Origin of the sequence: [Mycobacterium] stephanolepidis, assembly GCF_002356335.1 — a bacterium.
Lineage (GTDB): Bacteria > Actinomycetota > Actinomycetes > Mycobacteriales > Mycobacteriaceae > Mycobacterium > Mycobacterium stephanolepidis.
Map to the genome: position 1 here is coordinate 3,112,868 of NZ_AP018165.1, position 22,151 is coordinate 3,135,018.

General features: G+C 64.8%; 22 protein-coding genes. 6 read left to right on the forward strand and 16 right to left on the reverse strand.

Features of this window, described 5'->3' with window-relative positions:
* Window positions 1-13: 13 nt before the first annotated feature.
* Genes MSTE_RS15455 through mqo form a run of 3 tightly spaced genes read right to left on the reverse strand, consistent with a single transcriptional unit; the run spans window position 14 to window position 3,814 of the window.
* Entirely contained in the window at window positions 14-1,894 is a 1,881-nt protein-coding gene (locus MSTE_RS15455) for a VWA domain-containing protein (RefSeq protein WP_096502501.1), read from the reverse strand.
* A complete protein-coding gene (locus MSTE_RS15460; RefSeq protein WP_096502503.1) occupies window positions 1,887-2,333 on the reverse strand; it encodes a GNAT family N-acetyltransferase in 447 nt (148 codons plus the stop codon). The genes MSTE_RS15455 and MSTE_RS15460 overlap by 8 nt, the downstream gene beginning before the upstream one ends.
* Window positions 2,330-3,814 carry a malate dehydrogenase (quinone) gene (gene mqo, locus MSTE_RS15465; protein WP_162291439.1) on the reverse strand — a complete coding sequence of 495 codons (1,485 nt, stop codon included), beginning with the start codon at window positions 3,812-3,814 and terminating at the stop codon, window positions 2,330-2,332. The genes MSTE_RS15460 and mqo overlap by 4 nt, the downstream gene beginning before the upstream one ends.
* 107 nt (window positions 3,815-3,921) lie before the next feature.
* Here mqo and MSTE_RS15470 point away from each other — a divergent pair, with 107 nt between their 5' ends.
* Window positions 3,922-4,899 carry an alpha/beta hydrolase gene (locus tag MSTE_RS15470; protein ID WP_162291440.1) on the forward strand — a complete coding sequence of 326 codons (978 nt, stop codon included), beginning with the start codon at window positions 3,922-3,924 and terminating at the stop codon, window positions 4,897-4,899.
* A 1-nt stretch (window position 4,900) separates the two neighbouring features.
* Here the strand turns inward: MSTE_RS15470 and MSTE_RS15475 are convergent, their stop codons facing one another.
* The 5 genes from MSTE_RS15475 to MSTE_RS15495 form a co-directional block, all read right to left on the reverse strand.
* Window positions 4,901-5,527, reverse strand: a complete 627-nt coding sequence (locus tag MSTE_RS15475) for an alpha/beta fold hydrolase (protein WP_078285373.1) — start codon at window positions 5,525-5,527, stop codon at window positions 4,901-4,903.
* A gap of 109 nt (window positions 5,528-5,636) precedes the next feature.
* Window positions 5,637-6,257 carry a hypothetical protein gene (locus MSTE_RS15480; protein ID WP_096505958.1) on the reverse strand — a complete coding sequence of 207 codons (621 nt, stop codon included), beginning with the start codon at window positions 6,255-6,257 and terminating at the stop codon, window positions 5,637-5,639.
* Window positions 6,258-6,340: 83 nt separating this feature from the next.
* On the reverse strand, window positions 6,341-7,861 hold the full coding sequence (locus tag MSTE_RS15485) for a cobyric acid synthase (protein ID WP_096502505.1): 1,521 nt from the start codon (window positions 7,859-7,861) through the stop codon (window positions 6,341-6,343).
* Window positions 7,858-8,718: a type I methionyl aminopeptidase gene (map, locus tag MSTE_RS15490; RefSeq protein WP_193442029.1), complete on the reverse strand. Its 861-nt coding sequence runs from the start codon at window positions 8,716-8,718 to the stop codon at window positions 7,858-7,860. Before map ends, MSTE_RS15485 begins: the two co-directional genes overlap by 4 nt.
* A 31-nt stretch (window positions 8,719-8,749) precedes the next feature.
* Window positions 8,750-9,490 carry a L,D-transpeptidase gene (locus tag MSTE_RS15495; protein ID WP_162291662.1) on the reverse strand — a complete coding sequence of 247 codons (741 nt, stop codon included), beginning with the start codon at window positions 9,488-9,490 and terminating at the stop codon, window positions 8,750-8,752.
* 116 nt (window positions 9,491-9,606) lie between these two features.
* Between MSTE_RS15495 and MSTE_RS15500 the strand changes: the two genes are divergently transcribed.
* A complete protein-coding gene (locus MSTE_RS15500) occupies window positions 9,607-9,972 on the forward strand; it encodes a VOC family protein (RefSeq protein WP_096502509.1) in 366 nt (121 codons plus the stop codon).
* Here MSTE_RS15500 and MSTE_RS15505 read toward each other — a convergent pair.
* From MSTE_RS15505 to dxr, 5 genes are all read right to left on the reverse strand, one after another.
* Window positions 9,969-11,786: a penicillin-binding transpeptidase domain-containing protein gene (locus MSTE_RS15505; protein WP_096502511.1), complete on the reverse strand. Its 1,818-nt coding sequence runs from the start codon at window positions 11,784-11,786 to the stop codon at window positions 9,969-9,971. The genes MSTE_RS15500 and MSTE_RS15505 overlap by 4 nt on opposite strands.
* Window positions 11,787-11,860: 74 nt before the next feature.
* A complete protein-coding gene (locus MSTE_RS15510; RefSeq protein ID WP_096502513.1) occupies window positions 11,861-12,733 on the reverse strand; it encodes a GNAT family N-acetyltransferase in 873 nt (290 codons plus the stop codon).
* Between the two features lie 40 nt (window positions 12,734-12,773).
* The gene (gene ispG, locus MSTE_RS15515; RefSeq protein ID WP_064409160.1) at window positions 12,774-13,937 is read right to left on the reverse strand and encodes a flavodoxin-dependent (E)-4-hydroxy-3-methylbut-2-enyl-diphosphate synthase; all 1,164 of its coding nucleotides are present in this window, start codon (window positions 13,935-13,937) and stop codon (window positions 12,774-12,776) included.
* 20 nt (window positions 13,938-13,957) lie between these two features.
* Window positions 13,958-15,193, reverse strand: coding sequence for a M50 family metallopeptidase (locus MSTE_RS15520; RefSeq protein WP_096502515.1), 1,236 nt, complete (start codon window positions 15,191-15,193; stop codon window positions 13,958-13,960).
* On the reverse strand, window positions 15,193-16,374 hold the full coding sequence (gene dxr / locus MSTE_RS15525; RefSeq protein WP_096502517.1) for a 1-deoxy-D-xylulose-5-phosphate reductoisomerase: 1,182 nt from the start codon (window positions 16,372-16,374) through the stop codon (window positions 15,193-15,195). The genes MSTE_RS15520 and dxr overlap by 1 nt, the downstream gene beginning before the upstream one ends.
* A 129-nt stretch (window positions 16,375-16,503) precedes the next feature.
* On the opposite strand from dxr, the gene MSTE_RS15530 reads away from it, so the two are divergent.
* Entirely contained in the window at window positions 16,504-16,764 is a 261-nt protein-coding gene (locus MSTE_RS15530) for a DUF2631 domain-containing protein (protein ID WP_162291441.1), read from the forward strand.
* Here MSTE_RS15530 and rlmN read toward each other — a convergent pair whose 3' ends face one another.
* Window positions 16,765-17,886 (reverse strand): 23S rRNA (adenine(2503)-C(2))-methyltransferase RlmN, encoded by a 1,122-nt coding sequence (gene rlmN, locus MSTE_RS15535; RefSeq protein WP_096502521.1) that lies wholly within the window; start codon window positions 17,884-17,886, stop codon window positions 16,765-16,767. It lies immediately after the preceding gene.
* 26 nt (window positions 17,887-17,912) lie between these two features.
* Window positions 17,913-18,518 carry a helix-turn-helix domain-containing protein gene (locus MSTE_RS15540; protein WP_162291663.1) on the reverse strand — a complete coding sequence of 202 codons (606 nt, stop codon included), beginning with the start codon at window positions 18,516-18,518 and terminating at the stop codon, window positions 17,913-17,915.
* Between the two features lie 70 nt (window positions 18,519-18,588).
* Between MSTE_RS15540 and MSTE_RS15545 the strand changes: the two genes are divergently transcribed.
* Both MSTE_RS15545 and MSTE_RS15550 read left to right on the forward strand, forming a co-directional pair.
* Window positions 18,589-19,539 (forward strand): NAD(P)/FAD-dependent oxidoreductase, encoded by a 951-nt coding sequence (locus MSTE_RS15545; protein WP_096505964.1) that lies wholly within the window; start codon window positions 18,589-18,591, stop codon window positions 19,537-19,539.
* Complete coding sequence (locus MSTE_RS15550; protein ID WP_096502522.1) at window positions 19,532-20,185, forward strand: class I SAM-dependent methyltransferase; 654 nt, start codon at window positions 19,532-19,534, stop codon at window positions 20,183-20,185. Before MSTE_RS15545 ends, MSTE_RS15550 begins: the two co-directional genes overlap by 8 nt.
* Here MSTE_RS15550 and MSTE_RS15555 read toward each other — a convergent pair.
* Complete coding sequence (locus MSTE_RS15555) at window positions 20,182-21,048, reverse strand: LysR family transcriptional regulator (protein ID WP_096502523.1); 867 nt, start codon at window positions 21,046-21,048, stop codon at window positions 20,182-20,184. The two genes, MSTE_RS15550 and MSTE_RS15555, sit on opposite strands and share 4 nt — an antisense overlap.
* Before the next feature lie 165 nt (window positions 21,049-21,213).
* Between MSTE_RS15555 and MSTE_RS15560 the strand changes: the two genes are divergently transcribed.
* Complete coding sequence (locus MSTE_RS15560; protein ID WP_408645799.1) at window positions 21,214-22,149, forward strand: DMT family transporter; 936 nt, start codon at window positions 21,214-21,216, stop codon at window positions 22,147-22,149.
* The last annotated feature ends 2 nt before the right edge of the window (window positions 22,150-22,151 follow it).

Below are 22,151 nucleotides of genomic sequence, written 5' to 3' on the forward strand. Positions count from 1 at the left end.
CCCCTCCGCTATCTCATGCGGCGGCAGTGGCGCCGCGCACCACGCCGGCAAGCCGGTCGGCGTTCAGATGATCCAACTGCATCACCGGCGCATCAAGCTGCTGAGCCAGTGTGACTGCCAGATCCATTCTTACGAAAGAGGTCTCGCAATCGATCACCACACACGCAACCTGCTCGGCGCGCAACATCCCCGCGGCTCGACGCGTCCGGCCCAACGGATCCGGCCCGCCGGTAGCGCGGCCATCGGTGAGCACCACCACGAGCGCGCGGCGATGTGGATCGCGGCCTCGCTCACGGGCCACCAAATCCCGAGCCGCCAAAAGTCCTTGTGCCAGCGGTGTTTTGCCGCCAGTATCGAACTGCTGCAGCTTGCGCCCCGCGATATGCGTTGAGCTCGTCGGCGCCAGCAGTGTGGCCGCCTGCTGACCGCGGAAGGTGATGACCGCAACCTTGTCGCGTCGCTGATACGCATCACGCAGCAGCGACAAGGTGGCACCACTGACCGCCGACATCTTCTGACGTGCCGCCATCGACCCGGAGGCATCGACTACGAAAATCACCAGATTGCCTTCGCGGCCTTCCCTGATGGCCCACTGTAGATCGGACAGCACCGGCTTGGGCAGCCTGCCAGGTTCGGTCACCCGGCCTGCCGCGGACATCAGCGTGCCGATTACGTGTACCCCGAATCCCTCATCGGAGCTCGGGGCGATGACCTTGCCGGTGCGGTTGCGTGCGGCCGAGCGTCGTCCCGGGGCCCCCATACCGACGCCGGGCACCCGAAACGTCTTGGCGCGAAAGGTTGCAGAAGGCGCCGGGCTCTGCCGCGGCGGCGCCGGCGCCGATGACGAATCCTGCTGTGAATCATTGGTTTTTGGCGGGTTCGCGGAAGGTTCCGGCGTGCCGCCACCGGGGCCGTCCGGATCGGGATCCGGATCGTCGTTGCCGGGGCCCTGATCCTGCTGCGGCGCGCTATCGCGCATCGCCTGGTCGAGCTGTTCGGGATCCAGGCCGGGTTCGTCGAACGGGTCCCGGCGCCGCCTGTGAGGCAGCGCCAACTCGGCGGCCACCCGGATATCAGGCTCGCCGACCACCTCGGCACCACGCCATGCCGCATGCGCGACGGCGGCACGCGCCACCACCAGATCGGCACGCATCCCGTCCACATCGAAGGCCGCGCACAACGCCGCGACACGCTGTAGTTCAGCGTCAGGCAGGACGACTCGCGGCAGCAGGCGCCGGGCGTCGGCAATCCGCGCCGCCAGCTCGGCCTCCTCGGATGCGTAGCGCGTCACGAACCCCGCCGGGTCAGCCTCGTACGCGAGGCGCCTGCGGATGACCTCGGCGCGCACCGCCACATCGCGAGAGGCATGTACATCAACCGCGAATCCGAAACGGTCGAGCAGTTGCGGACGCAACTCCCCTTCTTCAGGATTCATGGTGCCGATCAATACGAATCGCGCATCGTAGGAATGGGATACGCCGTCACGCTCGACGTGCACCCGGCCCATCGCCGCCGCATCGAGGATCACGTCGACCAGGTGGTCGTGCAGCAGGTTGACCTCGTCCACGTACAGCACGCCGCCGTCGGCACGCGCCAGAAGCCCTGGGGAGAAAGCGTGTTCGCCATCGCGCAAGACCTTTTGCAGGTCGAGGGATCCGACCACCCGATCCTCTGTCGCGCCGATCGGCAACTCGACCAGACGCGCACCATCGACCGTTCGCAGCACTGAGGTCAACGCACGGACCGCCGTCGACTTGGCGGTGCCCTTCTCTCCACGAATGAGCACTCCACCGATATCGGGGCGTACCGCAGAGAGCACGAGTGCCAGCCGCAACTGGTCGTGCCCGACTATCGCACTGAGTGGATACCCCGGAATGTCTGTGGTGCTAGCCATTTCCGGCCATCCAGGTCATGGGCACATGCGGAATCTCGTCCTCGAGGAATTCATCACCGGAGACCACGAATCCCAGCTTGCCATACATGTCCTTCAGGTGTGCCTGCGCATTCAGACGACAGGGTGCGCCGTCGATCTCTGTCAGTACCGTACGAACCAGGTGCGCCGCATGCCCGCGACCACGCGCCTCCGCCGCCGTGCACACCCGTCCGATCCAGAAACCCGACCCGGCAAGATCCGCGAGCACGCGCAGACCACTGACGACATCGCCGCTCTCGTTCTTGATCCAGAAGTGTCGGGTCTCTGGTTCGAGATCACGACCATCGAGATCCTGATAGGCGCAGTTCTGGCCGACGATGAATGCTTCGGCACGCAACCGCAGCAGTCCGTAGAGCGTCGCGGCGTCCAGGTCAGCGGACCAGGACCACCCCGTGCTCACTGCTCCAGGCCGAGAACCTGTGTCCCCCAGTCCCATACCTCACCGAACAATGAGGGCTCGTCCGACAGGCTGATACCGAGCGACGGAATCATTTCCTTGAGCTTGGGCATCCAGTTCGCGAACCGGTCAGGGAAGCAACGCTGCATGACGTCGAGCATGGCGGGTACTGCGGTGGATGCACCCGGCGACGCCCCGAGCAAGCCTGCGATGCTGCCGTCGGCCGAATTGAGCACCATGGTGCCGAATTCGAGCGCACCACCCTTGCCCTTGGCCGGCCGAATGACCTGGACGCGCTGCCCAGCGGTAATCAGCTCCCAATCGGAACGCTGTGCCTTGGGCGCGAATTCACGCAGCATGTCGATTCGATCGTCCGGTGTCAGACGCAGCTGGCTCAGCAGGAAGTTCACCAGTCCGAACTCCGTGAGACCGACGCCGATCATTGATGCGAGGTTGTTGGGCTTCACCGTCGAGGGCAGATCGGTGATCTTGCCCATCTTGAGGAACTTGGGCGACCATCCGGCGAACGGTCCGAAAAGCAGCCATTCCTTGCCGTTGATCACGCGGGTGTCCAGGTGCGGCGCCGACATCGGCGGCGCACCGAGTGGCGGGAAGCCGTACACCTTGGCCTTGTGCCCCTCGGTGAGATCGGTGTTCTTGGTGCGCAAGAAGGCGCCGCTCACCGGGAATCCGCCGAAGCCCTTGGCTTCAGGGATTCCGGCCTTCTGCAGCAGACCGAGAGCCCCACCACCGGCGCCGACGAAAACAAACTTCGCCTTGAGCTTGCGCTTCTCGCCCGTACGACCGTTGACCAGCTTGAGAATCCATCCACCATCGCTCTCACGGCTGATGTTGCGGACCTCGACACCGAATATCGCGTTGGTGCCGGTGCGAACTCCGAAGCCCACCAACTGCTTTGACAGCTCACCGAAGTCCACATCGGTGCCGTCCTGGCTCCAGTTCAAACCCACCGGATCGGAAAAATCGCGTCCGGCGGCCATCAGCGGCAGACGGCGCGCAAACTCGTCGTCGTCGTTGATGAACTCCATCTTTGCGAACAGCGGGTTGCCCACCAGGGCGTCGTGGCGCTTACGGAGAAACTCGACCTTGTCGGCTCCGTGCACGTAGCTCACATGCGGGATGGGATTGAGGAATCCGCGGACGTCGGGCAGCACACCGTTCTCGACGGCGTAGGCCCAGAACTGGCGCGACACCTGGAACTGCTCATTGACGGTGATGGCCTTGGTGATGTCGATCGAGCCATCTGCCTTCTGCGGCGTGTAGTTGAGCTCGCAGAGCGCCGAGTGCCCGGTACCCGCGTTGTTCCACGGGTCGCTGCTTTCGCTGGCAGCCGCATCAAGGCGTTCGATCAAGGTGATCGACAGGTCCGGTTCGACCAATCGCAGCAAGGCGCTGAGCGTCGCGCTCATGATCCCTGACCCAATCAGGGCAACGTCTGTCTGCTCCACCTGCGCTTTTGACACCGGTTCACTGTCCTTTTCGAATCTGATGGAGTGGCAACGCTTCGCCACTACCCGGGAGTACACACAGGTTATCGCGCGGGTAATTCAGTCATTCCTTCAACTAGGCTATGGCCGTGACATGGGAATCCGATGTCCTCGATGGCTACCTTCGAAAGACCATTGAACTGGGCATTGACCCTGATGGCGAAGGTGTAATTACCGCCACACTGGTGCGACCGGAAATTCAACCGGATACCGGGCGCGCGGTGCTGATGGTGCACGGATATACCGACTACTTCTTCCACACCGAGCTTGCCGAACATTTCTCGGCCCGCGGCTATCGCTTCTTCGCGCTCGACTTGCGTAAATGCGGGCGTTCCCGGCGCGCTCACCAAACCCCGCACTACATCAGCGATCTATCGCTCTACGACGCCGAACTCAACGCCGCGGTGAACATCATCACCGGACACAGCGCGGGTGCACCGCTGCTCGTGTACGGGCACTCCGCCGGCGGTCTGATCGTCTCGCTGTGGCTCAATCGTCTACGGGTGGCCGCCGGCTTGGGCGATGTCTCAGGTCTCATTCTCAACAGCCCCTGGCTGGATCTTCAGGGACGTCCCCTCCTCCGCAGCGGGGGCACCACCGCGGCCGTCAACGCGATTTCGAGGTTCCGCGCCAAACAAGCGATCCCGCTACCGCACGAGGGCGCATACGGAGCGAGCCTGCACAAGGATTTCCACGGAGAGTTCGACTACAACCTGGAATGGAAGCCGGTCGGCGGGTTCCCGGTGCGGTTCGGGTGGATCAGTGCCATCCGGCGTGGGCATGCAGAACTACATCGTGGCCTGGACGTCGGCGTGCCCAACGTGATCCTGCGCTCGGATCGCAGCCTCCCGGGGGACGTCAACCCGGCGGCGGCACTGCACGGCGATGCGGTCCTGGACGTTCAGCAAATCGCGCGCTGGGCGGGATGCATCGGCAACCACCAACGGGTGATCCCGATCCCCGATGCCAAACACGATGTGTTCTTATCGGTCGCGGAAGCACGGATACAGGCCTACCGGGAATTGAACTCCTGGCTGAACTGGTACGAGGCGGGCAGCTAGCTCACCAGGAGCTGCTGCGCAGCACCACCTCGGCCGCCAATTCCGGGGTGAGGTCGCGCGTCGCCGACCGACGGCCCATCAATTCGACAATCCGATAGTCGCCGTACACAAAACGCTGGCTGGCGCGGGCGATGGCACGGGTCGCGTCCGAGGTGACCAACACCGTGGTGTTGATCTCCACCGGCGGGCAGTGCTTGTCCCGAATCAGCCCGGCACGGTCGGCCACACGCGGATGTCCACGGTCGATCGCCACGAGACCGATAAACCTGTCAAGTTTGCTGGCGGCCAGATCCCAGGCCAGCTCGCCGCCCGCACGGTCTCCCACCAGGAGCGCAACCTTGACGCCGATGTCGTCGAGCACTCCGGTGATGGCCTTGGCATGAAGATGTGGGTCGTGTCCGATCACCGCGGTGCGCAGCCCCGCGGTGTGCAGCCGCTCGCATACCGAGCGATAACTGAGTGCGAAATGCCCGGCCGCGGCCAGCATGACGACGGTGGTTCCCTTGTCCGGCCCCGAAACGTTGACCTGCACCGTACGGCCGTCAATCGTGACGACCTGATGCAATTCACCGTCACGCGCAGGTGGAGGCCCTGGGCGCGGGGGGCGAAGCTCGGGCGGCGGACTCATAGATGAGCCGCTTGCGCGAAGACCTTGGGCATGGGCGCACGCTACCTGAGTACGACCGTTCCGGTTGGGCTTTTAACCAGCCCTTTCAGGAAACTTTCACCCAGAGCCGTCAGGTTCGTTCGATCTTCTCGACCTGTTTCGCCACGATGTCCAGGAAGGTATGGGGCATCGTCGCGACGGCCTTGACCGACGGATCGCGCAGGTCGAAGGATGTCGCCACCATCGCCACCCCCCGGACATTCGCGAAAGCCATGTACCGGGAAGTCGTGCCCTTGGGCATGATCATTGTTTGCTTGTAGATGAGGACGCCAACAGGTCCGCCCTGCACCGGATCGGTGATCATCGGCGTCCCCGGCGAGTTCTTGTCGAAGAACACCTCGTACTTGGCACACCGGGTCGCCACCGCTTTCACGTTGGCCAGGTCGATGGTGTCGCGCAACAGGCTGACGATGATGTTCGCGCCGTTGAATCGCGCGATGTATCGCGCGGTGTTCTCGGGGCCCGCTCTACCCGCATTGGCCAAACGGGGCGACAAACCGTCCGCGCATCCTTGCGGATTCGAGGGCATCGCACCGATTACCTGCTGGTTGTTGACCGTCACGGGCCCCAGATCGGCGACAACCCTGTCGTACTTGGCCCCCTGCGGCAGCTCATCGGCCGTCAGTAGCGATTGCGCGATCCGCGCACCCGGCCATGTGGCGGTACCCGGCACCGTCTGGGTGCAGCTCACAAGTGCCAGTGCGGATGCTGCGATAGCTGTGATGTTCCTGAAGCCCCGGTGCACCCGCACAGGCTATTCGACCCACGCCCCAATTACCGACTGTGTTCGATTACCGGATATGACGGGTCCGATCCCGGACAACCTGATTCTTGCCACACGGCTGCCAGCGCATCGACGTCGAGGTGGGTGTCGATGAGATCGGCCAATCTGTCCAACTGAGCCGAACGGTGGTCTGCGACGTTGGTATCCGCCGCGACAGTGAATCCGGAGCGTCCGGCCGCGGATGCCGCCTCGGTGAGCCACGCGCGTCGGAAATCGTCGTTGTCCAGCAGTCCGTGCCAATGGGTGCCCCGGACCGCACCGTGGGCGGCGCCCTCGTGATGCTCGGTCAGCCACGGCGCCACCGCCGAGCGGGTGACCGTTCCGTGGTGAATCTCATAGCCGGTCAACCCCGGAGACTGCCAGTGCCGCAGTGTCTTAGCCGGCTGGAAGGCGATGTCGATATCGAGCAGGCCCAGGCCGCTGACCGTGCCGGCACCCGACTCGACGCGATCGTCGATCGTGGCGGCAAGCATCTGGAACCCTCCACAAATACCCAGCACCGGGCCACCCGAACGGGCATGTGCGACAACCGCGTCGGCGATCCCGTTGCCCCGCATCCAGGCCAGATCGGCGACGGTGGCCTTGGTGCCCGGAAGGACCACCACATCGGCATCGGCGATATCGGCGGGATGCGCCGCCCACCGCACGATCACCCCGGGCTCGCAGGCGATGGCCTCGATGTCGGTCGAATTGGAGATTCGGGGCAGGCGCACCGCGGCCACCCGAAGCCATTCGCGCCCGATAGGTGTGGCAGGGCGGCCCACCTGAGCCGACGCCACCACAGAAACCGAATCCTCTGCATCAAGCCATAGTTGGTCGTCATAGGGCAGCACACCATAGGTGGTTCGGCCGGTCAGTGCGGCGAGCTGCTCCAGCCCCGGATCCAGCAGCGTGCGGTCACCGCGGAACTTGTTGACGATGAATCCGGCGACTAGTCGTTGATCCGCGGGCTCGAGCACGGCCACCGATCCGAACAGGTGGGCCAGCACGCCACCCCGGTCGATATCGCCGACCAGCACCACCGGCAGGCCCGCTGCCTGCGCCAACCCCATGTTGGCGATATCAGTCGCTCGCAGGTTGATTTCGGCGACCGAGCCAGCACCCTCACAAATCACCACATCGAATTCCGCACGCAGCGAGCGTAATTCCGCGGCAACCACCTGCCGCAGTTCTTCGCGATGCTCGATGTAGGAACGTGCGCTGACGTTTCCTGTCGCCTGTCCGCGTACCACCAGCTGCGAGGTCCGGTCGCTACCGGGCTTGAGGAGTACCGGATTGAACCGGACCGACGGTTCCAGCCCACAGGCACGTGCCTGCAGTGCCTGCGCACGGCCGATCTCTCCACCGTCCATTGTCACCACGGAGTTGTTGGACATGTTCTGCGCCTTGAACGGCGCGACACGAATCCCCTTGCGGGCCAGTAGCCGACACAGACCGGTGACCACCAGACTCTTACCGGCGTCGGAGCTGACACCCCCCACCAGCAGCGCGCCGGATACGGCGCCTGTCATGGCAGTGTCAGAATCTCTACTCCGTCGTCGGTGACCACCATGGTGTGCTCGAACTGCGCGGTCCATTGCTTATCGGTGGTCGCCACCGTCCAGGTGTCGTCCCAGATCTCGTAGTCCAGCGATCCGAGGTTGATCATCGGTTCGATGGTGAACGTCATGCCCGGCTCGATGACGATGTCCAGATCGGGGTCGTCGTAATGCGGCACGATAAGCCCGTTGTGGAATGTGGGGCCCACACCATGCCCGGTGAAGGAGCGAACCACGTTGTAACCGAACCGCTTTGCGTAGGCCTCGATCACCCGTCCGACGACGCTGAGAGCCCGGCCCGGCTTGACGGCATTGATGGCGCGCATAGTGGCCTCGCGGGTGCGGTCTACCAGTAGGCGGTGTTCCTCGGAGACGTTTCCGGCCAGGAAGGTGGCATTGGTGTCTCCGTGCACACCGTCGATGTAGGCGGTGACGTCGATGTTGACGATGTCACCGTCCTCGATCACGGTCGAGTCCGGTATCCCGTGGCAGATGATCTCGTTGAGCGATGTGCAGCACGACTTGGGAAATCCCTTGTACCCCAGCGTTGACGGGTAGGCACCCTGGGAAACCATGTAGTCGTGGGCGATTCGGTCCAGTTCGTCGGTGGTGACCCCGGGGGCCACTGCCTCACCGGCGAGCGCCAGCGCCTGCGCAGCGATCCTGCCGGCGACGCGCATCTTGTCGACGACCTCGGGTGACTGGACGTACGGTTCCCCGATGGCTTCCGCGACCTTGGACTTGCCCACGTACTCGGGGCGGTCGATCGACAGGGGAACCTGGCGTTCGGGAGACAGCGTTCCCGGGCGCAGTGCGGCACGAACAGTCATGAAGGCAGCGTAGCGGGGCCTGTCGAGATCGCTACGCGTTGATGACGATGGGGTCGCCGATACCGACGGTGTTGTAGTACCAGGCCGCGTTGTCGGGACTCAGGTTGATGCAGCCATGGCTGACGTTCGAATTACCCTGCGCTCCCGTCGACCACGGGGCACTGTGCACATACACGCCACCCCAGGTGACCCGCACCGCGTAGTACACGGTCAGCTTGTAGCCCTCCGGATCGTTCAGCGGAATACCGATGGTCCGCGAATCCATGACCACCGGACTCTGCTTTTCCAGGGCTGTGAACGAGCCGACCGGCGTGGGGTGCTTGGGCTTTCCCATCGATGCGGGCATCTCACGCATGACGGTGCCATCGATCTTGACCGTGAAGGTGTGCGCGCTGATGCTGGCGATGCCCAGCACCTCCGAACCGGTCTGGAACTTGTACTTCATACCGCTCACACCGTTCACGGACACCGTGATCGACGAATGCGCGGGCCAATACTCACGGGGAGTGAAACGAACCGTCGCATCGTCGACCCAGCTGAATGTCCCGGCCGGAACCTTCGACGCGGAGAAATTGATGGAACGTTCCGCGGCGGGCCGGTCGGCGACAGGAGCCGCAAAATGAACCGTCACGGGCATCGCCACCCCGACCGTCTGACCCGGCGTGGGTGAGACGGATGCCACCCCGCGGGGGGATGCGGCCGTTGCCTGGCCGAGGGTCGCTGGTGTGGTGATGGCCACGTTCATCAGGAGGCCGGCGAGCCCGGTCACCACAAGCACACTCCGAAATGCTTTGCGCAAGCTCTCGATCCTCCCTGGATGCTGTTTTACTACATGGTAGTTCGTAATCGCCTGGCGGAACGTTAGCGACAGCGAGCACAATCGGCTTCATGGGGCTGTCCGCCGGACTCACATTAGAAGCGATTGTGATCGACTGCCATGATGCGGCCACACTCGGCCGTTGGTGGGCCGACGCGCTGGAGTGGCCGTACGCGATCGACGACGACGGCGCCGTCGAGGTGTTCCAGCCCGACCGGCATCCACCGTTGTTGTTCTTCCTGGAGACACCCGACCAGAAGATGGCCAAGAACCGGCTGCACCTGGACTTTCGCGGTGCCGACCAGCACGCCGTGGTGGATCGATTTCTGGCATCTGGTGCCACCAGAATTGACATCGGCCAGGGCGAATCGAGCTGGATTGTGCTCGCCGATCCCGAGGGCAACGAGTTCTGCGTGCTGGCGCCGAGCTCCGACTAGGCCAGGTAGTCCGGCGGTAGAGACTGGAACATGACCCGGGTGGCCCGCACAGCGGCTTCCGAGCCGCCGCCCCCGACGACCAGCGTCGCGAAGGCCATGTCACCGCGATACCCCGCGAACCAGGCGTGTGATCCGCCCGGGAACTCGGCCTCACCGGTCTTCCCGTAGACCGAACCCTCGCCCTTGAGGTCCATCGCGGTACCGCTGAGCACTGTCTCGCGCATCATCCCGCGCAGGCCGTCGATCATTGTGGGCGTCACCGGTGGACGCTCGCCGGTGATTCCGGTGGTCTGACCGGAGATCAGCTGCGGTACAGGCGTTTTTCCATTCGCGACGGTTGCCGCGGCCAGCGCCATGCCGAACGGCGTGACCAGCACCTTGCCCTGCCCGAAACCGTCCTCGGTACGTTCAGTCAGGTTGACGGTGGGCGGCACGCTTCCGGAGACGGTGGGGATCCCCGCGACGTCATAGTCTGGACCGATGCCGAATTGCGAAGCGGCGACGGTCAAACCGTCCAACGGCATCTCACTGGCCAGTTTGGCGAAGGTCGTGTTGCACGAATTCGCGAAGGCCCGCCACATGGGCACCGTGCCGAGATCGAACTCGTTGTAGTTGGGGATGCTGCGGTCTCCGATGGTGACTCGCTTCGGGCAGCCCACCATGGTGTCCGGAGTGGCCATCCCGCGCTCGAGCGCAGCGCCCGCGGTGATGATCTTGAATGTCGATCCGGGCGGAAACAGACCCGTGGTGGCCAGTGGCCCATCGGCATTGGCAGCGGCGTTCTGCGCGACCGCCAGGATCTCCCCCGTCGACGGCTTGATCACCACCATCATGGCCTTCTGACCGCGGGTGTTGACGGCGTTCTGTGCGGCGTTCTGCACGGCACGGTCCAGGCTGATCGTCTTCGACGGCGCCGGATTGGGTTTCACCTCGTTGAGCACCGCGGTGTCCACACCGTTCTGGTTGACACTGACCACCCGCCAGCCGGCCTCGCCATCCAGCTCATCGAGCACTGCCTTTTTGACCTGCGCGACGATATCGGGCGCGAAGTGGTCATCGGTGGGCAGCAGATCGGCGATCTGCGTCATCACCACGCCGGGTCGCAATGCCCCCGGTCGCGTCTCCAGCGCGATGGAAACCTTGTCCCAGTCGTCCTTGCGCAGCGTGATGAGATTCATCGGCGAGGTTTGGGCGCTCGCCTGCTCAGCCAGAGATGCGGCGTTGATCTGGTCGTCGTAGGGCCGGATGGCATCGGCCAGCGCGGTGGCGGTGCTCATCAGCGATTTACCGGCCTGCGACGCGTCGAAGGAGATCTTGTACAGGTTGGCCGGCGCCAGCACGGTCGTGCCGCCCGACTCGTTGACCGTTGCCCGCTTGGCCGGATCGGTCCGCAACGAAAGCGATTGGCGTTCACCGAGTTTGGGGTGCAGGTCGCTCGGCGCCCAGCGCACCTGCCAACTGCCCGCGGTACGCAGCATTTCCAGGCGCCCGCTATAGGTCCAGGTGCGCCTTCTGGGCAACTGCCAGACATACGTCGCGTCGGCACTGCCGGTGTCCAGAGTGTATTGCGATCCGTTCACGGCAGCCTTGAACGAGGTTGCCTGCAGACCCGAGAAGGCTTGATCCAGACCCACTTTCGCGCCGTCCGGGTCGTCGGTCAGCTTCGCCGCCGAGGCGGTGTCGCCGTTGGCCAGCGCCTCAAAGAACTTCTCTGCGACCGGCCCGGGCCCATCGGGGCGCGGGGTGCACGCGACCGCTCCGGCCACCAACAGGGCGGTGCCGAGTAGCGGCAGAGACCAAACACGTCTGAACATCGGGTCGATGTTATGGCCGTGAGCCTCCAAAACACCGCAGGCGCACGGACGTAGCGAGCACTAGCTCGTCAGAATCAGCTAACGAGAACGGTCGCGAATGTGCCGATGCGCGTGAATCCCGCCCTGGCATAGGACGCGCGGGCCACTTCATTGAAGCTGTTCACGTACAGGCTGGGGATGCGGCTGCTGCGATGGATCGCTGCCGCCACGGCGGCCACCCCCGCCGTACCGAGCCCGCGGCCACGGAACTCCGGGTCGACCCATACGCCCTGGATCTGGCTCACGCACCGCGATTGCGATCCGATCTCCGCCTTGAAGATGACCCGCCCATCCTCAAAACGTGCCCAGGCCCTGCCCGCCTCGATGAGGCCGGCCACCCGCCGTCGGTACCCACGGCCGCCGTCACCGTTACGCGGATCCACACCCATCTCGCCGATGAACATCTGGATCGAAGCGTTCAAATACTGGTCGAGCTCCTCGGCGCGTACCTGCCGTACCGCGGAGTCGACGGCACATGTCGGCGCATCGAGCATCGCCAGCAGGGGCTGGCAGGCGCGGACCTCGCGTGCGGGGCCCCAGACCGGATCGAGATGGCACCACATGTCGAGCACCACATCGGCCGGGCCGACCAGGGAGGGGCAGATCCGGTGCTGCTCAATGGCGCGTTCGGCAAACAACCGGGTGGCCTCGGGGCCGCCGGCCAGGGGAATGATCGTGGTCCCGACGAAGCACAGAGAGTCCGTCAACGCTCCCGTGGTCCAGATCTCGCCGCCGATGGCCGTGGGATCGGCGCCTCGAGCTTCGACGCGTGCGGCGAGCATGCAGGAGGCCACCGGGTCGGCGTCCAACACCGCACGCACCGCCTCGGTATCCGATAGTCCGAGGACGCGAACGGCATCGGAGGACGACGCTCCGGGCGCTCCGTGCGCCGGCAGTGTTGTCGTCATCGGCAATCGCTCCCGTGTGTCCCGTTACGCCGAGCTTTGTTCAGCTTACGGTCACGACCGGCTGGCCAGTAGGCGTTCCGTCGGTTCCGATCTCGGTGCCCATCTCCTCGGCCAAGCGCATGGCCTCATCGATGAGTGTCTCGACGATCAGCGCCTCCGGCACGGTCTTGATGACCTCGCCCTTCACGAAGATCTGGCCCTTGCCGTTTCCGGATGCCACGCCCAGGTCGGCCTCGCGTGCCTCACCCGGTCCGTTGACGACGCAGCCCATGACCGCGACGCGAAGCGGTACATCCAGCCCCTCCAACCCAGCGCTCACCGCGTTGGCCAGGGTGTAGACGTCCACCTGCGCGCGCCCGCACGACGGGCAGGACACGATCTCCAGCGACCGGGGCCGCAGGTTGAGCGATTCGAGAATCTGATTGCCGACCTTGACCTCCTCGGCGGGCGGCGCCGACAGGGACACGCGGATGGTGTCACCGATGCCCTTGGACAACAGCGCACCGAAGGCGACGGCCGACTTGATGGTGCCCTGGAATGCCGGGCCGGCCTCGGTGACACCGAGGTGTAGCGGGTAATCGCATTGCGAGGCGAGCAGTTCGTAGGCGGCGACCATGATCACCGGGTCGTTGTGTTTGACGCTGATCTTGATGTCTCCGAAGCCATGTTCTTCGAACAGGCCGGCCTCCCACAGCGCCGACTCGACGAGCGCCTCCGGAGTGGCCTTGCCGTACTTGCCCAGAATGCGCGGATCCAGCGAGCCGGCATTCACGCCGATGCGGATCGGGATTCCGGCGTCACCGGCGGCCTTGGCGACCTCCTTGACCCGGCCGTCGAACTCCTTGATGTTCCCCGGATTCACGCGCACCGCGGCGCAGCCGGCGTCAATCGCCGCGAAGATGTATTTGGGCTGGAAGTGGATGTCGGCGATGACCGGGATCTTGCTCTTGCGGGCGATCTCGGCGAGCGCGTCGGCGTCCTCCTGTCGCGGGCAGGCGACACGCACGATGTCGCAGCCGGAGGCGGTCAGTTCCGCGATCTGCTGCAGAGTCGAGTTCACGTCGTGGGTTTTGGTGGTGCACATCGACTGCACCGATACCAGTGAGTCGCTGCCCACCCCGACGTTTCCGACCATGAGCTGACGTGTCTTACGCCGCGGCGACAGTGTCGGCGGCGGTGCGCTCGGAATGCCCAGGCTGGTCATGTGATCCTCCGTTTGGATCGCTATTGAAAAAGTCTAATCGGGTTGACGATGTCGGCGGTGATCGTCAACAGCATGTAACCGACCACCACCACCAGAACCAGGTATGTCGCCGGCATCAGCTTCATGTAGTTGACGGGGGCGCCCACCGCGAGCCCGCGCGCAGATCGGATCATGTTGCGGATCTTCTCGTAGGTGGCCACCGCGATGTGTCCTCCGTCGAACGGCAGCAACGGCAGCAGGTTGATGGCGCCGAGCGCAAAGTTGAGCTGCGCCAACAGTATCCAGAACATGATCCACATGTCGTGCTCGACCGTCTCGCCGCCCATGCGGCTCGCGCCGACGATGCTCATCGGAGTGTCCATGGCCCGCTCGCTGCCGGTGATGGAGTCCCAGAGGGCGCCGACCTTGGTGGGGATCTTCCCGATGGCCTTCACGGTTTCGACGGCGACGGTCCCGATGAGGTTCCCGGTGGCGGGAACCGCCGTCAGCGGGTTGTAGTGCTTCTGCGGCACATAGGTGCCCAGTGAGGCGCCGACGGCACCCACCGAGATGAGCTTGCCCGCCTTCTCATCCCAGCGCTGTGTCTCGGCGACGTTGACGAGGAGCGATTGCTGCTTGCCATCGCGAATGATCTCGAAGACCTGTGGACCGCGCAGCTCCCGAATCGCGGTGACCATGTCGCTGGACGTGCTGAGCTGCTTGCCCGCTACGGCCAGCACTTGGTCACCCTCGCGCAGGCCGCCGAGCGCCGCCGGTCCTTCACCGGTGCACGTCGCCATGTCCTTGGGGTCGGCACTCTTTTGCGCTGACACGCACGTCGTCTGCTTGATCTCGGGATGCGTGGGCGCGTTGTTGTCGGGCAGACCCCAAAACAGGACGACGCCGTAGAAGACCACGATGCCGATGAGGAAATTCATGGCCGGTCCGGCGAACAGCACCGCCACCCGCTTCCAGACCTTCTGCTTGTACATGGCGCGGTCGGATTCCTCGGGGGTGAGCTGTTCCACCGAGGTCATGCCGGCGATATCGCAGAAACCACCGAGCGGGACGGCCTTGAAGCCGTACTCGATGATGTCGTTGGCACCGCGGTTGCTCTTGCGCTTGGTGGACCACAATGTCGGTCCGAACCCGACGAAGTAGCGACGCACCTTCATGCCGGTGGCCTGCGCCACCCACATGTGCCCACACTCGTGCAGCGCCACCGATACCAAGATCGCCAGCGCGAACAACGCAATTCCGATCGCGTACGCAGCCATCAGATTCGATTTTCCTCCGCCAGGATCAATTGCGCAGCCCGCTGGTCAGCCCAGTGCTGCGCGTCGAGTACATCGTCAACGGTAGCGGGTTCTCCGGAGGTTCCCTCCCATTGGCTTGCTGCATCGAGCACATCGGCGATTGTTCGCACGATCGACTTGAATCCGATACGTCCGGCCAGGAAGGCAGCGGCCGCGGTTTCATTGGCGGCGTTGTAGACGGCGGTCATGCATCCCCCCGCCTCTCCGGCGCTCCGGGCCAGGTCGACGGCGGGAAAGACCTGCGCATCCAGTGGCTCGAACTCCCAGGTGGACGCGGTGCTGAAATCGCAGGCCGTGGCCGCGGCGGGTACCCGGTCCGGCCACCCCAGTGCCAGCGCGATGGGCAGCTTCATATCGGGCGGACTGGCCTGCGCCAGTGTCGAGCCGTCGGTGAACGTCACCATCGAGTGCACGATCGACTGCGGATGAACCACGACACCGATCTGCTGGTACGGCACGTCGAACAGCAGATGGGTCTCGATGAGTTCCAGGCCCTTGTTGACCAGTGAGGCCGAGTTGAGGGTGTTCATCGGCCCCATCGACCAGGTGGGGTGCGCTCCGGCCTGCTCCGGCGTGACGTCTTCGAGCTGCTGCGCGCTCCACCCCCGGAAGGGCCCGCCGGATGCGGTCAAGATCAGCTGCGCCACCTCGCCACGGGTACCGCCGCGCAGGCATTGCGCCAGCGCGGAATGCTCGGAGTCGACGGGAACGATCTGGCCGGGAGCGGCGGCCTTGGTGACCAGCGGCCCGCCGGCCACCAGAGACTCCTTGTTGGCCAGCGCGAGCCGTGCCCCTGACTTCAGCGCGGCCAGAGTCGGCCGCAGACCCAAAGCTCCGACCAGCGCATTGAGCACCACATCGGCCCCGGTGTTCTCCACCAGCTCGGTGACGGCGTCAGGTCCACTCAGCACGGGTACGTCGAGCCGTTCGGCGGCACGCTTGTCGGCTACCGCGACGTTGGTGACGCCGGTATCCGCGATCTGCTGCCGCAGCAGATCGATGTTGCCGCCGCCCGCCGCCAGGCCGACCACCTCGAAGCGCTCCGGGTTGGCGGCGATGACCTCGAGCGCCTGGGTGCCGATGGACCCGGTGCTGCCGAGCAGTAACACCCGACAGACCTCTGAACTACGTGTCACCCACATATTGTGCGGCCTGGACTGGCCCGCGACTCCCACCGACATTTCCCCCTCGCGCGGGGTGTGCATACCGGAGGCGGGTGGGCGTGGCACACTATGGGCTGTAGTAGACGTCTGAGATTTGGAGGGCTGGCGGTGGCCACGACTGAGGTTGTCAAGCACGACGGAGTCGATGTCGAGGACGTGCCGTCCGCAGCGTTCGGGCGTGGGCTCTCGGGCCAGAACCCCCGCATCTTCCACATCCTGGGCATCGCCATCGCGGCCTTCTTGCTGCTGCTCCTCAAGGGCAATCACGTCGGCAAGGTCGAAGACATCTTCTGTGTCGGCTTCGCTCTCATCGTGCTGGCCTTCACCGCGAACGACTACTTCGGTCGCCGCTCGGGCCGTATCCGCTAGCTAGCGCTCGGACGCTGCCAGTTGGCCGCATGCGGCGGCAATCTCGCGACCTCGGGTATCACGCACCGTGCAGGAGACTCCCTGCTCGCGTACGCGCCGTACGAACTCCCGCTCCACCGGCTTCGGACTGGCGTCCCATTGACTGCCCGGCGTCGGATTCAGCGGAATCAGATTCACATGAACGAACTGACCCAAGGCTTTTCGCAGCTTCTTGCCAAGCAAGTCCGCCCGCCAGGGCTGATCGTTCACATCGCGGATGAGCGCGTATTCGATGGACACCCGCCGTCCCGTGACATCGGCGTAGTACCGCGCGGCATCGAGCACCTCGCTGATGGCCCACCGGGTGTTGACCGGCACCAGGGTGTCGCGCAGCTCGTCGTCCGGGCAGTGCAACGACACCGCCAGAGTGACTCCCAGTCCCTCGTCGGCAAGTTTGCGAATGGCCGGCGCCAGCCCCACCGTCGAGACTGTGACACCGCGCTGCGAAATACCGAACCCATCGGGGGGCGGCGCGGTGATCTTGCGCAGCACGGTGAGCACCCGGTTGTAATTGGCCAGGGGCTCACCCATGCCCATGAAGACGATGTTCGACAACCGGCCGGGCCCGCCCGGCAGCTCGCCGTCACGCAATGAGGCCGCGGCATCACGGACCTGCTCCAGAATCTCGGCGGCCGAGAGATTACGCGTCAGTCCACCCTGACCGGTGGCGCAGAACGGGCAGGCCATGCCGCACCCGGCCTGCGACGAGATGCACAGCGTGTTGCGGTCGGTATAGCGCATGAGTACCGACTCGACGGTGCTGCCATCGTGTAAGCGCCACAAGGTCTTTCGAGTATCCCCAGAATCACAGGCCACCTGTCGCAGCGGATGAAGCAGCCGGGGAAATAGCGCCTCGCCCACACCATCGCGCGCGCCCGCTGGAAGGTCCGTCATTGCCGCGGGATCGCCCACCAGCCGTCCGTAGTACTGGTTGGCGATCTGCCTGGCACGAAACGCCGGAAGCCCCAATGCGGTCACAGCCTCACGGGTCTGCTCGGCCGTCATATCCGCCAGGTGACGCGGCGGCATGGCCCGACGCGGCGCGTCGAAAACCAGCGGCAGGGACCCCTTATCGGCAGACATAACCCACTTAGTATCCCAGGCTTGCGCTAGTTCCCCGAACCGGAACGTGCCCGCACATGCATCCGCTCCCCCTGCGGGCCGAAAATATGCAACACCTCGACGGGTTTATCGGTCGGATTGCCGAACCAATGCGGGATATGCGTATCGAACTCGGCGGCTTCACCGGCGGGCAGAATCAGGTCCAGCTCGCCGAGCAGCAGACGGACCTTTCCGGAGAGCACGTACATCCACTCATAGCCCTCATGGACCTTCAGATTCGGTTCACCCTTCGGCGAGTGCGGCGGGATGATCTGCTTGTAGCACTGCACCCCACCGGGCCGGCGTGACAGCGGCAGATAGACCGACCCGTGTCGTTTGAACGGCTTGGGGTGGATGCGCGGGTCACCCGTGGCGGGTGCGTTCACCAGCTCGTCGAGCGGCACCTGGTGTGCCTCGGCCAGCAGCAGAAGAAGTTCCAGAGTGGGGCGCCGCCGACCGGATTCCAGGCGCGACAAGGTGCTCTCGGAAATGCCCGTCGTGTCGGACAACTGCGCCAGAGTGACCTGACGATGCAGGCGCAGGGCCCGCAGCCGGGGCCCCAAGGCATCAAGCACGGCCTCTAACCGCTGGTTCTGATCGTCCATACCAACCATGATGGCGGCCATATTGCTGCTTTGGCAAGAAAGCTTGCGTGTTTCGCAGACTGGCCCCAATAGTGGTGTCATGAGCAAAATCTGGGACGTAGCCATCATCGGTGGCGGTGCCGCGGGCCTGTCGGCGGCCATCACCCTCGCCCGGTCGCGGCGGTCGGTGGTCGTGATCGATGATCACCACCCGCGCAACGCGCCGGCGGATCGGGTTCACAACTACCTCGGACGCGAGTCGACCCCGCCGTCCGAGCTGTTCGGTATCGGGCGTGACGAGGCGGCACAGTACGGCGCGGCCTTCCACGACGCGCGCGCCTCCTCGGTGTCCCACGCGGACAACCACTTCGACGCGGCGGTGGATTCGTCAGACGGCACGACCTCGATGGTCCAAGCCCGCCGCGTCCTGGTGGCCACCGGAGTGGTGGATGAACTACCCGATATCGAGGGCCTGGCCGAGCGTTGGGGCCGTGACATCTTGCACTGCGCCTACTGCCACGGCTGGGAGGTGCGTGATCGCGCCATCGCCGTGCTGGGCACCGGCCCACTGGCGGTGCACCACGCGCTGCTCTTCCGCCAGCTCAGCGATAACGTCACCCTGCTGCGGCACAACGATTTTCCGCTATCGCCCGAGGATGCTGCGCAGCTGGCACGCCGAGATATCGGCGTCGTGGACGGCCCGGTTGCACGCCTGCGGATCAACGATGACGCGCTCACCGCGGTAGAGCTGGGAACCGGCGCCGTTGTTCCGTGTGATGCGCTGGTCGTGGCGACGGTCGTGTCGGCGCGCATCGATATGCTGGCGCCGGTACACCTGACGGCGCAGGAAATGAGGCTCGGGGACCATCTGCTGGGGACATACCTGCCGGTCACCGGGGGCGCCACCGCGGTGCCGGGGATCTACGCCGCCGGAAACGTCACCGACATCAAGGCACAGGTCATCACATCGGCGGCGGCCGGAACCGAGGTCGCCGCAATCATCAACGCCGACCTCGCGGTCGCCGACGCCCAGGAGTTACAACATGCCTGATCACCATAACCCGCCGTCCGACGAGAAATCCTGGGACGAGTTTTACCGGTCGCACGACGCCTTATGGAGCGGGAACGCCAATCCACAACTGGTCAATGAGATTTCGGCACTGCCGCCCCGAACCGCGCTCGACGCCGGCTGCGGCGAGGGCGGTGACGCGATCTGGCTGGCCCAGAAGGGCTGGCAGGTCACCGGCATGGATTTCGCGGAGACCGCGTTGCTCCGTGCCGCCGACAACGCCACCAGAGCCGACCCTGAGCTCGCCAACAGGATCACCTGGATGCAGGCCGACCTGACAACATGGCAGCCGAGTCGTCGATTCGATTTGGTGACATCGCATTTCATGCACCTGCCGACGAAGCTTCGCGAGCCCGTGTTCGCCGGGCTGGCCGCAGCAGTGGCACCGGGGGGCACGTTGCTGATCGTCGGGCACCATCCGTCGGACATGCACGCGGCAATCGGACGGCCGGACCTGCCCGATTGGTACTTCACCGCCGAGGACATCGCCGACACCCTCGATCCAGGCCGATGGAACGTCCTCGTCGCCGAGTCACGCAATCGCACATTTACGCGAGACGATGAGGAGTTCGATATCGCCGATACAGTGCTGCGGGCCGAACGCAGGGCCACTGCACAAGTGATCTAGGCGATCGCCGCGGTTGTGCCCGAAAGTGCCTCGCGTGCAGCCCCTTCCACAGCGGCATACACGCCGGGTTCAAGCCCGCGGCGGCCGACGACTGAAAGAGTCGCCAGGTTCGCCGCGGGCATGGCCTCGACCGGGGCGATGCCGTCGGGCAGCCACCCGATGATGGGCAACAGCGCCATTCCCAGCCCGGATCGCAGACCCGCGTACAACCCCGATAAGTCCGGCGATTCCGCCACAATCTGATACTGGCGCCCCAGCGTGTGCAGCGCGCTGAACATGGGCGCGCGCAGGGTGCACGGTTCGGTGAAAGTCACGACCTGCAGGGGCTCGACGGAACTCGCCTTGTAGCCACGTGCCGCTACCCAATGCAGCCGAACGGTGCCCACCGCGCTGGCCCGATCCAGGCCCGAGCCGTCGAGGATGACCGCCAGATCCATGCTTCCCCGGTCCACGGAATCGGCGAGATAGAGGTTGCGATCAAACCGCACCCGCACCGACCAGTCCGGGAGATGACTACGCAGCGCCGTGGTGATGCTGGGCAGTATCAAATCCGCGCCGTGCTCGGTGACCCCGAGAATCAGCGTGCGTTCTTGACCGGCTATCAGAGCGTCGACCGCGCTATCGTGCGCGGCAAGGATGCGACGGGCATGCACCAGCAGCTGCGCACCCTTATCGGTGAACACCACACCGCGCCCCGAACGTCGGACCACCGGCTCCCCGACGGCGACTTCCAGCTTGCGCACATGTTGACTGACCGCGGATTGGGTCAGATGCAGCACGGCCGCAGCCCGATGGAATCCCCCGCAATCCGCAACCGCGACCAAGGACCGAAGCGGTGCGATATCGAGTGTCGAACTCGCCATATCGCCACCGTAGTCCGATCACGATTCTTGATCAATATTTCTGCACCTCGGCCGATCATGGGCCTCGCACTGGGTACTGCGTATCGATTGATAACAATTCCTGATTGATTCTGATCAGTAATTATCGTTGGATATCGGTCGGCGACACCGGCAACGATGGCAGGCATGCAGAAGATGCCGATGTGGTTCGCGTCGATGCTGACATTCCTCTACGCACTGGGCTACCCGGTTGGCGCACTTGCGGTGTCCGCCATGACACCCATGCTGGTGCTGGTCGCCCGTTTCACCTTCGCCGGTCTGATCGTCGCCGCCTGGGCCTTACTGGCCAAGGCGACCTGGCCAACGGGCCGCAAACTCGGACACGTCGTCATTACCGGCCTGCTGATGCAGGCGGTGCAGTTCTGCGCGTTGTACGAGGCCCTCGAGCATGGCGCGCCCGCAGTGCTGGGCGCGGTCGTCATCTCGATGAATCCTGTTGTCACCGCGGTACTGGCGGCCCTGTTTCTGGGTGAGCGGCTCAACAGGTGGCGAATCCTTGCCCTCGTGCTCGGCATCGTCGCCGTGCTGGCCGCATGCGCCAGCCGGCTGCTCGCGACGGGCGGCGTCGACACGGTGCTGGTGCTGCTCTTGATCGCCCTGCTCGGTCTGGCCGCGGGCGGCGTGTACCAGCAGCGTTTCTGCGCCGGTGTCGATTTCCGGGTCAACTGCACCATTCAGAACATCGCCGGGCTGGTGCCCGCGGGCATCTTGGCCCTGCTGACACCCACTGCCGTACATGACCCATGGAAGGCCACCTGGGCGGTGTGCGCCATGGTGGTGTTCAGCGCGGTCCTCGGTATCTCCACGTACGTCCACGCTGTGAGCCGGTTCGGCGCTTCCGCGGTGGCCATGCTGTTCTGCGTCATCCCAGCCGTCGCAGGGCTGTTGTCGTGGGCGATTCTCGGCCAGCGTGTGGATGTCGGCATCGGCATCGGGCTGGTACTCGGCGCACTGGCCTGCTGGCTGAACGCCCGTGCCAGCAGGCCCGCCGCCGCTGAGAAGAATCCCGCAATCGAGGTGGCAGCCGCCGCGCCTACCCGTCAGCCGGTGGCAGCCAGCTAGCC